Origin of the sequence: Caulobacter sp. (genome assembly GCF_039596335.1) — a bacterium.
In the GTDB taxonomy this organism is placed as follows: Bacteria; Pseudomonadota; Alphaproteobacteria; order Caulobacterales; family Caulobacteraceae; genus Caulobacter.
Genome location: NZ_JBCNJZ010000011.1, coordinates 27,036 through 41,127, shown reverse-complemented (window position 1 = coordinate 41,127; position 14,092 = coordinate 27,036). Strand labels below are relative to the sequence as shown.

General features: G+C 68.1%; 10 protein-coding genes. 5 read left to right on the top strand and 5 right to left on the bottom strand.

Annotated elements, in window-relative coordinates; genetic code table 11:
- Positions 1–74: 74 nt before the first annotated feature.
- On the top strand, positions 75–2,414 hold the full coding sequence (locus ABDW31_RS21380; RefSeq protein WP_343699509.1) for a TonB-dependent receptor: 2,340 nt from the start codon (positions 75–77) through the stop codon (positions 2,412–2,414).
- 163 nt (positions 2,415–2,577) lie between these two features.
- Here the strand turns inward: ABDW31_RS21380 and treF are convergent, their stop codons facing one another.
- A complete protein-coding gene (gene treF / locus ABDW31_RS21375) occupies positions 2,578–4,173 on the bottom strand; it encodes an alpha,alpha-trehalase TreF (protein ID WP_343699508.1) in 1,596 nt (531 codons plus the stop codon).
- 75 nt (positions 4,174–4,248) lie between these two features.
- Here treF and arsC point away from each other — a divergent pair, with 75 nt between their 5' ends.
- Both arsC and ABDW31_RS21365 read left to right on the top strand, forming a co-directional pair.
- Entirely contained in the window at positions 4,249–4,596 is a 348-nt protein-coding gene (gene arsC, locus ABDW31_RS21370; RefSeq protein WP_184720635.1) for an arsenate reductase (glutaredoxin), read from the top strand.
- Positions 4,597–4,762: 166 nt separating this feature from the next.
- Positions 4,763–5,803 carry a substrate-binding domain-containing protein gene (locus ABDW31_RS21365; protein WP_343699507.1) on the top strand — a complete coding sequence of 347 codons (1,041 nt, stop codon included), beginning with the start codon at positions 4,763–4,765 and terminating at the stop codon, positions 5,801–5,803.
- On the opposite strand, the gene ABDW31_RS21360 is transcribed toward ABDW31_RS21365, so the two are convergent.
- The 4 genes from ABDW31_RS21360 to ABDW31_RS21345 all read right to left on the bottom strand — a co-directional run bounded on the left by ABDW31_RS21360 (position 5,800) and on the right by ABDW31_RS21345 (position 9,039).
- Entirely contained in the window at positions 5,800–6,162 is a 363-nt protein-coding gene (locus ABDW31_RS21360) for a GFA family protein (RefSeq protein WP_343699506.1), read from the bottom strand. The two genes, ABDW31_RS21365 and ABDW31_RS21360, sit on opposite strands and share 4 nt — an antisense overlap.
- 256 nt (positions 6,163–6,418) lie before the next feature.
- Positions 6,419–6,763 carry a hypothetical protein gene (locus tag ABDW31_RS21355; protein ID WP_184720641.1) on the bottom strand — a complete coding sequence of 115 codons (345 nt, stop codon included), beginning with the start codon at positions 6,761–6,763 and terminating at the stop codon, positions 6,419–6,421.
- A gap of 98 nt (positions 6,764–6,861) precedes the next feature.
- Entirely contained in the window at positions 6,862–7,494 is a 633-nt protein-coding gene (locus ABDW31_RS21350) for a DUF882 domain-containing protein (protein ID WP_184720643.1), read from the bottom strand.
- A gap of 75 nt (positions 7,495–7,569) precedes the next feature.
- Positions 7,570–9,039, bottom strand: coding sequence for a L,D-transpeptidase family protein (locus ABDW31_RS21345; protein ID WP_343699505.1), 1,470 nt, complete (start codon positions 9,037–9,039; stop codon positions 7,570–7,572).
- A gap of 197 nt (positions 9,040–9,236) precedes the next feature.
- Here ABDW31_RS21345 and ABDW31_RS21340 point away from each other — a divergent pair, with 197 nt between their 5' ends.
- Both ABDW31_RS21340 and ABDW31_RS21335 read left to right on the top strand, forming a co-directional pair.
- A complete protein-coding gene (locus tag ABDW31_RS21340; RefSeq protein ID WP_184720647.1) occupies positions 9,237–11,051 on the top strand; it encodes a glycoside hydrolase family 15 protein in 1,815 nt (604 codons plus the stop codon).
- A gap of 109 nt (positions 11,052–11,160) precedes the next feature.
- Entirely contained in the window at positions 11,161–14,019 is a 2,859-nt protein-coding gene (locus ABDW31_RS21335) for a TonB-dependent receptor (protein WP_343699504.1), read from the top strand.
- Positions 14,020–14,092 lie beyond the last annotated feature (73 nt).

Sequence of the window (14,092 nt, the reverse complement as noted above, 5' to 3'; positions counted from 1 at the left end):
AATAGACGCGGCGCTCAAGAACAACCGGCGCCAGACGCGAATCCGCGCGGCGCTCGATATCGGGGGATATCCGAATGCTGCTCAGAACCGCCAGCCTGGTGGCCATCGCCGCCTGCCTCTCGCTCGCCGCCCAAGCCCACGCCGCCGATGCGCCGGCTCCGGCCGCCGCCGACAACACCGAACTGGACGCCGTCGTCATCGTCGGCGCCGGCCAGACCCGCTCGGTCTTGACCCTGGTTCCGGCGCACCTGGAAGTGCTGCCGCCGGGCACGAGCGTGCAGAAGGCCCTGAACTTCCTGCCGGGCGTCAGCGCCCAGTCGATCGACGCCCTGGGCGTCAACGAGCAGTCGCTGACCCTGCAGGTGCGCGGCTTCAACACCACCCACCTGGGCTATTCGCTGGACGGCATGCCGCTGGGCGACGGCGCCTACAACAACTACAACGGCCTGACCATCAGCCGCGCCCTGATCTCGGAGAACCTGGGCCGCGCCGACCTGGCCACCGGCATCGCCGGCCTGTCGATCCCGTCGACCAGCAACCTGGGCGGCGCCCTGATCTACGTGTCCAACGATCCGAAGAAGGACATGGGCCTGTCGGTCAGCCAGAGCTTCGGCAGCGAGGACACCTACCGCACCTTCGCCCGCATCGACACCGGCGAGCACATGGGCTGGTCGGCCTATTTGTCGGGCCACTACGCCCAGCAGGACCTGTTCGTGAACCAGGGCGCCTACAAGAAGTCGACCGGCAAGCAGTTCAACGGCAAGGTCACCTACAAGGGTGAGCGCGGCCAGCTGACCGCCTTCGTCGACCTGTCGCGCACCAACCAGGCCGACGACGCCTACCTGTCCAAGGACATGCAAAGCCGCCTGGGCTGGGACTGGGCCGGCTACGCCCCCGACTGGAACAAGTATGTCAGCCGCGCCGCCTGTTCGGTGGCCTCGCAGGCCGCCAAGTGCGTCCAGCCGACCGGTCCGGAGAAGCTGAGCGACATCACCTTCACCAACGGCCAGATCCTGCGGAACGACGACCTGTTCTACATCGCCGGCGACTTCGACGTGACGTCGAACCTGAAGGCGCACATGCAGGTCTACCGCCACACCGACAAGGGCGCGGGCAACAACTTCATCACCGGCCTGTCCAACCAGGGCACGACCGACACGTCCGACGACCTGCCGGTGCAGATCCGCGACACGCGCTACACCATCGAGCGCGACGGCGTCGTGGCCAGCCTGGCCTGGACCGTCGGATTCAACCACCTCCAGGCCGGCCTGTGGCTGGAGCAAAACACCAGCAGCGCCGCGCGCTACATCTGGACCAACGTCAAGGGCCCGTTCAGCCTGGCGCAGTTTCTGAAGGGCCAGCCGGACACCGCCCAGTGGGTCCAGGCCACCGACTGGAACACCCAGCAGTTCTACGTGCAGGACACCATCACCCTGCTGAACGACGCCCTGAGCATCGACTTCGGCTTCAAGAGCACCGCCGCCAAGTCGAACGCCCGCGCCCTGCCCGGCATCGCCAAGGCCCCGGCCGCGGCCGCGACCCAGTTCGCCACCGGCTCGCTGAAGGCCGCCGACAACTTCCTGCCGGAAGCCGGCGTGCGCTGGCGCATCGCCGAGGGCCACGAGGTCTTCGCCAGCTACGCCGAGAACGTGGCCATGTTCCAGGGCGGCTTCAAGCTGGGTCCGCAATCGGTCTCGCAAGCCGTCTGGGACGCCCAGGGCCGCTACCTCGAGCCGGAAACCTCGAAGAGCTTCGAGGGCGGCTATCGCTTCATCAGCGGTCCGCTGCAGGTGTCGATCTCGGCCTATGAGGTCGACTTCAACAACCGCCTGCTGCAGTACAACCCCTGCCCGACCAACCAGCAGCAGAACCCGGGCTGCGGCAACTCCTTCCACAACGCCGGCAGCGTCACCAGCAAGGGCGCCGAGATCGGCGTGATGTGGCGTCCGACCTCTTGGCTGAACTGGTACAACTCGGCCTCGTACAACAAGTCGACCTACGACGAAGACCTGAACTGGTGCACGGGCGCGACCTGCGTCGTGAAGAAGACGGCCGGCAAGCAGCAGGTCGACACGCCGAAGGAAATGTTCGCCTCGATGCTGATGCTCAAGCAGGGCGGCTTCTCGGCCTCGCTGTCGGGCAAGTACACGGGCCGTCGCTACTACACCTACACCAACGACCAGGGCTTCGGCGCCTACACCACCTTCGATCTGGGCGTCAGCTACAAGTTCGACCAGGTCAGCTTCATGAAGGGCGCCAAGGCGTCGCTGAACGTCACCAACCTGACGAACAAGCGCTACGCCTCGAACTTCGACGGCAGCGTGTTCGCTCCGGACGACGCCGCCGGCTCGATCGTGGTCTTCCACTCGTCGGCGCCGCGCCAGGTCTTCGGCACGCTGAGCTTCGAGTTCTAGGACTACTGGCTCTTCCTCACTCGGATGAGTGGGGAAGAGCCTCTACCCAACACACCGCTCATCCCCGCGAAAGCGGGGACCCAAGCGGCGTTGGAGGCCTACCACCGCCTGGTCCATTCCCCCTGATTCAGCTTGGATCCCCGCCTTCGCGGGGATGAGCGATTTAGGGGGTGGTCAGTTCGGAGGTAATATCCATCAGCGCGCGCGTGACGCCGTTGGTCCAGCCGAAGCCATCCTGGGTGGGATACTCCCCGCCCCCGCCGGCCCGGACCTCCTGGATGTCGTACTTCTCCAGCATCTTGCCGCTGGCCTGGTACTCGCGCTCGACCGTGGCCAGCCAGCGCTTGGCGATCTCGCCCGACAGCGCCCGGTCGCCGTAGCGGCGCAGCCCCGCCACCGCCACCCACTGCAAGGGCGCCCAGCCGTTGGGGTCGTCCCACTGCTGGCCGGTCTGCTCGGTGGTCGTGCGCAGGCCGCCCGGCGCCACCAGTTCGTCCCAGGCCTTCATCGCCACGATGCCAGCCCGACGCTCGTCCGACGCCCCGACGAACAGCGGGTAGAAGGTCGCCGCGCTCAGGTGGTCCAGCCGCTGGCCGGTCTTCCACAGCGCGTCGAGATAGCCGCCCTTGGGGCCGTCCCACAGGTGGTGCTGGATGGCGGCGGCTCGCGCCTGGGCCCGGCCGTCATAGGTCTGGACGCAAGCCGTATCGGCCAGCTTGGCGCAGCCGTCCGAGATAGCCTTCTCCAAGCCGAACAGCAGGCTGTTGAGGTCGACCGGCGCGATGGCCGTGGTGCGGATCGTGGCCAGGGTCTTGCCGTCGGCCATCCAGCGCGAGGAATAGTCCCAGCCGCTCTCGGCCCCGGCCCGCAGGTCGCGGAACACCTGCGCGGGCGGACGGCCGCTCTTGTGGGCGGTCTCCAGGTCCTCGCGGTACGACTCGTCGCGCGGCGTGTCGCGGTCATCCCAGTAGCGGTTGAGGATCGCACCGTCGGGCATGGCCACCACGCGGCGATGGGCCTGGCCGGGCTTGAGGCCCTTTTCGCCGTCCATCCAGAAGGCGTGCTCGCGGCGCATGCGCTCGACCCGCGCCTTGACCACCGCCGGGTCGGTCACGTCCGACAGCCCGACCATGGCGTAGAAGAACGGCGGCTGCGAGCGGCTGAGATAGTAGCTCCGCGCGCCGTTGGGGATGTGGCCATAGGCGTCGATCAGGCTGCCGAAATCGTCGATCATGCTCTCGACGAGATCGGTTCGGCCGTCGGCCTTCAGGCCCAGCATCGTGAAGTAGCTGTCCCAGTAGTAGATCTCGCGGAAACGCCCGCCCGGCACGACGAATGGCTTGTCCATGGCCAGGGCTGAGCCGCCGGCCACGGGCTTGACCGGCGGCCGGGTCAGCTGCGGCCACAGGCTGGCGATGTGGGTCGCAAGATCCGTGCGCTGCGTCGTCGTCTTGGCCGCCGGCGCGTCCTGCGGAACCACGAAATTGGCGTGGACGAAGCGCTTCAGCTCGGCGTCGCTGAACCGCGCCCGGGCGCGATAGTCGGCCATGATCGCCGCCGGAGCACGCTTGGGCGTCGCATCGACGAAGGTCTTACCGTCGGCAAACAGCTTGCGGGTCTGCACCTGGTGGAACAGCGGGCCATAAAGGTCGGCGGGCGTCTGGACCGAGGCCGCGCTGGGCGTCTGGGCATTGGCGGACGCGGCCAGGCTCAAGGCGACGGCGGCGATGGCGATGGCGAGCGAGCGGATACGGACCATGGGACCTCTCGACTGAGCGGGACTTTACATCCTGCGCCCTGGCTGGTTCACGGAACCGGCTCAGGAGACTCCCCCATGTCCGTCACCGTCTATCACAATCCCAAATGCAGCACCTCGACCAAGGTTGTCGCCCTGCTGCGCGAGGAAGGTCATGATCCCAAGGTCGTGGAGTACCTGAAGACGGGCTGGACGCGGCAGCAGCTGCAGGACCTCGTGGCCCGCTCGGACACCGACCTGAAGGGCCTGCTGCGCAAGATGGGCACGCCGGCCGAGGAGTTGGGCCTGCTGGAGGCCGACGTCACCGACGACGCCCTGCTGGACGCCATGGTCGAGCATCCGATCCTGGTCAACCGGCCCATCGTCGACGGCCCGAAAGGCGTGGTCCTGGCCCGGCCGATCGAGAAGGCCCTGACCGTCGTCTGACGGCCGCTTCCCGTCGCAAAACTGTCTTTAAGCTGTGACACAAGCCCGGACATCGGTCCGGCAAGGTCGCCCTCTCGCCGCCAGATCAAAAATTAGAGCGTGGCAGGCGCCGAAACCGCTGACACTTTCGGCTGCCACGCTCTAGGACCCCTAGGACCCTGACGACATGAACAAGCTTCTCGGCGCCGTCGCCACGCTCGCCCTGCTCGCCGTCGCCGACAACGCCCACGCCGCCCGCGACTACGTCTGGTCGGCCGGTTCGTCGACCGTGTTCCCCTTCACCACCCGCGTGGCCGAGAACTACTCCAAGAAGACCGGTCGCAAGTCGCCCAAGGTCGAGAGCCTGGGCACCGGCGGCGGCATCAAGATGTTCTGCGGCGGCCTGGGCGAGCGCTATCCCGACATGGCCAACGCCTCGCGCCCGATAAAGGCGTCCGAGTACGCGACCTGTCAGAAGAACGGCGTCAAGGACATCGTCGAGATCAAGTTCGGCTTCGACGGCATCGTCATCGCCAGCGACAAGAAGGGTCCGACCTTCGATTTCAAGCTGGAGCAGATCTATCTGGGTCTCTCCAACCAGACCCTGCGCGGCGGCCAGCTGGTCAAGCAGCCCTACAAGACCTGGAACGAGGTCGGCGGCAACCTACCCCGCGCCCGCATCCTGGCCTACGGCCCCCCGCCGACCTCGGGCACCCGCGACGCCTTTGTCGAGCTGGGCATGGAAGCCGGCGCGGCCAAGCTGCCGACCCTGGCGGCGATGAAGAAGGCCGACGAGAAGAAGTTCAAGGCCACCGTTTCGCCGATGCGCACCGATGGCGGCTGGATCGACGCCGGCGAGAACGACAACGCCATCGTCGGCACCATCGAAAAGACCCCTAACGCCCTGGGCGTGTTCGGCTTCTCGTTCCTCGGCGAGAACGCCGCCCGCATCAAGGGCGCGGCGATCAACGGCGTGCTGCCGACCCCGCACACCATCGCCACCGGCCAATACCCGCTGTCGCGCTCGCTGTACGTCTACGTGAAGAAGTCGCAGATCGGCGTCACGCCGGGCCTGCGCGAGTTCATCAACGAGTTGGTCTCCGACGCCGCCACCGGCCGCGGCGGCTATCTGCGCACCCGCGGCCTGATCCTGCTGCCGGCCCCGCAACACGTGATCATGAAGGCCGAAGCCAAGGCCGGCAAGGTCATGGCGCCGCCGACGCACTAGCGCGGCTCATCCTCCCAGGCCGGCTTGTCGGGGAGGTATTCGTGGAAGGTCGTGCGGATCCCCGGATCGTCGTCCAGGCAATTGGCGGCGATGGCCAGGATCCGTCCGCTCTCCGGATCGCCCAAGGACGCGCCGCAGCGCTTGCAGAAGGTCCGCGTGAAGCGGTGCGGCGGCTTGGGGCGATAGCGGGTCAAGAGGTCCCGCCCCGCCAGCCAGCGAAACGCCTCGGCCCGGACATAGACATAGGCCTCTGAGCCGGCCTTGCGACACCGCGAGCAGTGGCACACGCCCAGCATGGCCGGCGGTTCGAACAGCTCGAACCTGACCCCGCCGCAGCAGCAGCTTCCCTTGATCGTCAACGCAGATCTCCTGGATCGCCCGACTGTGGACGACCTGGGGATAATTGCGCGCGCCCTGCCGCCAGCGCGGTGTCAGCAGAGATGGGGGCGGAGGTGTGGCGGGGTGTCGCGGGTGAGTTCGAGCAACCCAATCACCGTCATCCCGCGCTTTATGCGCGGGACCCATGGTTCAGCTGACACGTGAGATCTCAAGCTCGCACTGCCCATGCGGCGGACAGATGGGTCCCGCGCATAAAGCGCGGGATGACGATCTAAGTTAAGGCCGAGCCCGCGAGGTCATGCCGGCGGCGGCCGCATCATCGGCCACCTGCGGGTCCAGCTCGTGGGGCACAGTCGCCGGGCGCTCAACCGGCGGCGCGGCGACCGGCGCGCTCACCACCGGCGGGGCGGCGGGTTCAGTCCGGCGCAGCGGCGGCAGGTTGCTTTCGCCGTTCATCGCTGCGGTGGCCGCATCGTCGGCGGCGGTGCGGACCTCGGACGGGCCGTCTTCGTAGCCGCCGTCGCTAGAGCTGAGGAACAGGATCGCCCCGAAGGTGGCCAGCACGCCAACGATGAAGCCGAGAATGACCCAACCAAACGGGTTACCGCGACGTTCGCTCATGGGGTGCGCTTCTCCTCAGGCCAGAACGGCCCGCTACCATGCCCTAAACGCGCAAACTAGAGCATGGTTACCGTTTTCCGCCCTCAGGCGAACCCGGATCAGGTCCCCGACCACTTGCGCACGCGACCCACGTCGACGTGCACGAACTTGCTGACCGGATAGTAGCCGACGCCGCCCTTGCCCACGTCCAGGGCCGCGGCCTGCAGGTGCTTCAGGTCCACGTCTTCCAGGAAGACGTCCATGGCCTGGCCGTCCATGTGCAGGCTGTGCTTGGCGACCTCGCCGCTGCGGGCGGCCAACATCTTGTTGGTGGTCGGCGAGCGATAGCCCGAGATCACCTGGAACGGCGTCTTGGCGCCGGTCTTCACGTGGATCTGGTTGAGAATGTCATAGAGGCCCTTGTCCATCGGGTGGACCTCGTCGTTGCGGTAGTCGCGCAGCACCTTGTTCAGGGCCTGGACCGCATCGGGCACGTACTCGCCCTTTTCCCAGTAGACGGCCTCCAGCTTTTCGCCGGTGTGGACGTTGCGCAGGTTCACCCACTTGGGCTCGACCAGGGGGGCCGGCGCGATGATTTGCGGCGCGGCCGGAACCACGGGCGCGGGAAGCGGTTTTCCTTCCAACAGCGCGCCGATGATGTCGTCCTGCTGGCGCGCGTTCGCGTCCGCGACCGGCAAAAGACCAGCGCCAAGGGCGCTGAGGCCCAGCTGAAACAGCTTCCGTCGATGCATAAAGGGTACGCCCTGTCCCGACACTAAGGTCGGGGAGGACACCCGAGAAATGTTACAATTGCAAGCGGAGCCGGTTCACAGTGCGGCGATCCGCTGCACCAGATCACGATCCCAGCCATACGGATCGTCGCGGAAATTCACCTGCCCGTCCGGGGTCACATAGGCCGTCCAGTACAGCAGGAACACCGCAATCTGTTGCGGCAGCTTGGCCCGCACGGTGTCGCCGCCGGCCAGGGTCGCGTCGATCTTCTCATTGGTCCAGACCGGGTCGCCGGCCAGCAGCGCCTTGGCCAGTTCGATCGGCTTTTGCAGGCGCACGCAGCCGTGGCTGGCCAGGCGGCTGAAGCTGTCGAAGCGCGCGCGGCTGGGGGTGTCGTGCAGATAGACGCCGTAGGGATTGTTGAAGTCGAACTTCACCTTGCCCAGCGCCGCCAGCGGACCGGCTTTCTGCTGAAGACGCGAACCACCGCCGCCCGTGGGGATGACGATGAAGTCGTTGCGGCGGAAATAGCCGGGACTTTTGCGCTCCTTGGGCCACAGCTCCTTGGTGGCGATCGACTGGGGCACGTTCCACGGCGGGTTCAGCACGATCGAGTGGATCATCGACTGCAGCATCGGCGTCTCGTCGCCGGGACGGCCGGTGACCGCGCGCATGGTCAGGGTCGGGGTGTCGCGGCTGAACACCGACAGGATGGCGGCGGCGACGTTCACCTGGATGCGATCGGCCGGCAGGGTTTGGGGCAGCCAGCGCCAGCGTTCCATGTTGGCGTTGATCTGGTCGATGCGCTGCTCGACCGGCGTGTTCAGCGCCGCCAGGGTCTGCTTGCTGACAATGCCGCTGGGATTGAGGCCAAAGCGCTTCTGGGCGCGCTGCACGGCCTGGGTCAGGGCCGCGTCGAAGATCGGCGCGCCATCGACGGCGATGGTCGGGTCCTCGGCGGCCAGACGCGCTTCCAGCGCCACGACGCGAGCGCCGGTCGAGCCTTCCTTCAGGTCCGGACCGGCGGCGATCGGCTGCCACCCGCCGCGGGCGGCGATGTCGCGATAGGTCGCCAGGCCCACGCGAAGCGTCTGGTAGCCGGTATAGGGCGGCGGCAGACCGTCCAGCCACGGGGCCAGGCGGTCCTGCTGCACGGCGTTGATGAAGTCGATCGTCGGATCGTAGGCCGCCGGACGCAGACCCCACTCGTTCTTGAAGCCGCTGGCCGGCAGCTGACCGGTGCGCACGGCCTTCGCGTACGCCAGGGTCATGCCGATCAGCTGGGCTTGGGTCTGGGCGCGCTCGGGCGCGAACTGGCCGAGCTTGAAGCCGTGGGTATGGGCGTCGCCCAGCACGCGGCGCAGGATCTCGACCTGATCCGGCCGCAGTTGCACGGCAGAAATGTCGGGCTGAAAGGTGTTCGGACGCGGCGCCACCAGCGGCACGTTCTGAACCTGGCGGCCACCGGCCAGCACAGGACGCTGCGACTGCGCCTGTGCGGCGTCCACGACCAGGAGGCTCAGCGACGCCGCCAGCAGGGCGCAGGATCTCTTAACTCGCATCACCGTCGAACAGCTCGCCGCACTGGTGCGGCCAGGCCGCGTTAAGATTTCAGATGGCGGGCGCTGGGTCGTGACGTCAACGCCACGATCGCGAAAGGCGAACCCAAACCCCGGCCCGACACCGGATTTTCAAGGACAGGAACCCGCAAGCCACACCGTTGGTTTCACCCGGACCGGGGATGTACGCGTAGAGGGCCCAAATGACGGACAAGACTGTGAACAAGAAGACGCTGGACCTCTATCCGATCGGCAACTGCGCGGTCAGCGCCCTGATCGACACCGCCGGCCGTTTCGTCTGGGGTTGCGCGCCGCGGGTGGATTCCGACCCGATCTTCAGCGCTCTGCTGGACGACGCCGATCCCGACGGTCCCGACGCCAAGGGCGTGTGGGAGGTGCTGGTCGACCACCAGGCCGAGGTCCGCCAGGGCTATCTGCGCAACACCCCGATCCTGCGCACCGAGATCGCCGACCAGGACGGCGCGCGGATCGAGATCATCGACTTCTGCCCGCGCTACCAGCAGTTCGGCCGTACGTTCCGTCCGACGGCCTATATCCGGCTGATCCGCCCGATCGTCGGCGTGGCCCGCGTCACCCTGCGCCTGCGTCCGACCGCCGACTGGGGCGCCAAGGTGGCCGAGCACACCTCCGGCTCCAACCACATCCGCTATCGCTGCGCGGACATGACCCTGCGCCTGACCACCAACGCGCCGGTTTCGCACATCCTGGAGGAGCGCACGTTCCGGCTGGAACGCCCGATCGCCATGTTCCTGGGCCCGGACGAGGGTTTCGACGCCGACGTCGCCCAGACCTGCGAGCGCATGCTGCGCGAGACCGACAACTACTGGAAGCTCTGGGTGCGGGGCCTGGCCCTGCCGCTGGACTGGCAGTCGGCCGTGATCCGCGCCGCCATCACCCTGAAGCTGTGCATGCACGAGGAGACGGGCGCCATCGTCGCGGCCCTGACCACCTCGATCCCCGAACACGAGGGCAGCCAGCGCAACTGGGACTACCGCTACTGCTGGCTGCGCGACGCCTATTACGTGGTCCAGGCCCTGAACCGGCTGGGCGCGGTCGACATCCTGGAGAACTATCTGGGCTATCTGCGCAACATCGTCGACCGTGCCGAGGGCGGTCACATCCAGCCGCTGTTCGGGGTGGGCTTCGAGGAGACCCTGACCGAGCGCTTCGCCCCCGACCTGCCCGGCTATCGCGGCATGGGCCCGGTGCGGGTAGGCAATCAGGCGTTCGAGCACCTGCAGCACGACGTCTACGGCCAGATCGTGCTGTCGACCGTCCAGGCCTTCTTCGACGAGCGCCTGCTGCGCCCGGCGACCGTCGAGGATTTCGAGGCCCTCGAGCCGGTGGGCGAGCGCGCCTACAAGCTGCACGACCAGCCTGACGCCAGCCTGTGGGAGTTCCGCGGCCGCGCCAACGTCCACACCTATTCCTCGGCCATGTGCTGGGCGGCCTGCGATCGGCTGGGCAACGCCGCCGAGAAGCTGGGCCTGAAGGACAAGGCGGCGCTGTGGAACGCCCGCGCCGCCGAGGTGCGGATGGTCATCGAGACCCGCGCCTGGAACGACACGCTGGGCCGCTATTCGGCGACCTTCGAAGGCGACGTGCTGGACGCCTCCCTGCTCCAGCTGGTGGACCTGCGCTTCCACAAGGCCGAGGACCCGCGCAACCTGGCCACCCTGGCCGCGGTCGAGGACGGCCTGCGCCGCGGGGCCTATCTGCTGCGCTACGCCATTCCTGACGACTTCGGCTCGCCGCAGACGGCGTTCAACATCTGCACCTTCTGGCTGATCGAAGCCTTGCACATGTCCGGTCGCGGCGACGAGGCCCGCGAGCTGTTCGAGGACATGCTGTCACGCCGCACCGGCGCGGGCTTGCTGTCGGAGGACATCGGCTTTGCGGACGGCGAGCTGTGGGGCAACTACCCCCAGACCTACTCTCTGGTCGGCCTGATCAATTGCGCGGTCCTGCTCAGCAAGCCGTGGACGGCCGTGCGCTGAGCTTTTGCAGCCACACCATTGTTGCAACAAAGCCAAAAACTGAAATGCGCTCGTCATGCAACGCGGCGATGTGCAAGCCAGGGACATATTTGAATCGGAGAACGCGTCCATGAGCCGCAAATTGGCCCTGGTCGGTGTCCTGGGAGTCGTCGCGTCCGGCGCGGCTCACGCGCAACAGACTGCCCCCGCCCCTGCCCCGCCGCCCGCCGAGGCGCAGCGTCCCGTCACGCCACAGGACCTGGACGAGACCGAGGTCGAGGCCGTCACCATCACTGCCAGCGGCAAGCCCTATGGCGCGGTGGTCGGCGACATCAAGCCCGAGGAGACCTTCAGCGTCGCCGACATCCGCTCGTTCGGGGTGTCGTCGATGGAGGACCTGCTGTCCGAGCTGACGCCCCAGACCACCAGCGGCCTGGGCGGCGCGCCGGTGGTGCTGCTGAACGGCCGGCGCATCTCGGGCATGGGCGAGATCCGCGACATCCCCACCGAGGCCATCCAGCGCGTCGAGGTGCTGCCGGAAGAAGTGGCGCTGAAGTACGGCTATGCGGCCGACCAGAAGGTCGTGAACGTGGTGCTGCGCCAGCGCTTCCGCGCCGCGACGGTCGACGCCCAGATCGGCGGCTCGGCCGAGGGTGGCCAACTCAGCCAGCAAGGCGCCTGGAGCCGGCTGCAGCTGAACCGCCAGGGCCGCACCAACCTGGCGATCAAGGTCCAGAACAGCGACTGGCTGCGCGAGAGCGACCGCGACCTGACCAGCAACGCCCAGAGCGGCCTCTATGACTTCGTTGGCAATGTCGCCACGCCGACCGGCGCGCCGCTGACGGCGCTCAGCGCCCTGGCTGGAACCCCGGTCACCGTAGCCGGCGTCCCCGCTTCGGCCGCGACCGGCGCCCAGCCGCTGTCGGCCTTCCTGCCCGGCGCCGGCGTGGCCAACACCATCGACCTGTCCGATAGCCGCACTTTGCTGCCGGCCAGCCAGCAGGTGTCGATCAACAGCGTCACCAACCGCTACCTCTGGGACAATGTCTCGGCGACGCTGAACCTGGGCCTGACCGCCAACAAGAGCGAGTCGCTGTCGGGTCCGGCCCGCGCGGCCCTTCGCATCCCCGGCGCCAGCCCGTTCTCGCCGTTCGGCCAGGACACCGTCCTGTACCGCTATCTCAACGAGTTCCCGGCCCTGGGCCAGACCTCGCGCAGCCTGCAGGGCCACGCCGGCTTCACCCTGAACCGCGACACCGAGACCCTGCGCCTGTCGCTGACCGGCAATTACGACCGCACGATCAGCCGCACCCTGACCGACCGCGGCGTCGAGCTGACCGGCGTGCAGTCGCGGCTGGCGGCCCTGGACCCGACCCTGAACCCGTTCGCGGCGCTGGGCGGCCTGCCCGTGACTCAGGACCGCGCCCGCTCGACCACCGACAGCGCCGATCTGCAGCTGGTCGCCAACCGCGCCCTGGCCAAGCTGCGGGCCGGCGACCTCTCGACCACCCTGAAGGTCGGCGTCAGCGGTTCGCGCCTGAAGGGCACGTCGATCCGCTCGGGCGTCGAGGTCGACAGCGAGCAGTCGCGCGGCGACGCCAACGCCCAGGTCAGCTTCGACCTGCCCCTGGCCAGCCGCCGCAAGGGCGTGCGCGCCGGGATCGGCGATCTGTCGACCAACCTGAACCTGGCCGTGCGCCAGGTCTCGGACTACGGCGCCCTGACCACGATCGGCGGCGGCGTGAACTGGTCGCCGCTGGCCCCGATCAGCTTCACGGTCCAGGCCAGCCGCCAGGAAAACGCCCCCAGCATCGCCCAGCTGGCCAATCCGCTGGTCACCACGCCCGACGCCCGGGTGTTCGATTATGTGCGCGGCCAGACCGTGGACGTCACCCGCATCACCGGCGGCAATCCGAACCTGAAGGGCGAGGAGCGCAACACCCTGCGCGTCGGCGTCAACTTCCGGCCCGTCCAGGTCACCGGCCTGACCCTGAACGCCAACTACAGCCGCACGCGGATCGACAATCCGGTGGCCAGCTTCCCGGCCGCCACGGCGGCGGTCGAGGCCGCCTTCCCCGATCGGTTCCAGCGCGACGCCGACGGCGACCTGATCCGCATCGACACCCGGCCGGTCAACTTCGTCAAACGCGAGAGCGAGCAGGTCCGCTGGGGCTTCAACTACTCGCGCCAGATCGGCAAGACCCCGCCCCCGCCGGCCGGCGGCTGGCGTCGCCAAGGTGGCGCGGCCGCCGCGCCCGGCGGGGAAGCCCTTGCGCAGCGCGGTCAGAACGACGAACCGCCGCGCCCACCGTCGGCCGAAGGCGAGCAACCAAACCGTCCCGACGACAACGCTGCGCCGCGCACCGACGGCGCGCCCGGCATGACCCCCGGCGGCGGCGGTGAAGGTCCCCGCTTCGGCGGCGACGGCCCGCGCGGTCCCGGCGGCTTTGGCGGCGGCGGTCGCGGCTTCGGCGGCCGGGGCGGTGGCGGCAACCCACGCGCCACGCGCCTGCAGATGTCGCTCTACCACACCGTCCATATCAGTGAGCAGGTGGTGGTGGCCGACGGCATCCCCGCGCTGGACCTGCTGGACGGCGACGTCCTGGGCTCAGGCGGCGGCCAGCCGCGCAACGAGATCGAGGCTCAAGCCGGCCTGACCCGCTACGGCCTGGGCGCGCGCCTGTCGGCCAACTGGAAGAGCGCCAGCCAGGTCCGCGCGGGCCTGGGCGGTGCGTCGCGGGACCTGGACTTCTCCAGCCTGGCGACCGTCAATCTGCGCCTGTTCGCCGATCTGGGCGTGCGCCGCGAGCTGGTGCAGAAGCACCCGATCCTGCGCGGCACGCGGCTGACCTTCTCGATCAACAACCTGTTCGACGAGCGCCAGACCGTGCGCGACGCCACTGGCGCCACGCCGATCAACTACCAGCCCGACTACCTGGACCCCCGCGGCCGGGTCATCCAGTTCAGCGCCCGGAAGCTGCTGTTCTAACCGTCGACCGCCCCAGGGCCGCCCTCGCCCTTCGACAAGCTCAGGGTGAGGGCTAATGCAGCGCCGGAAGTAG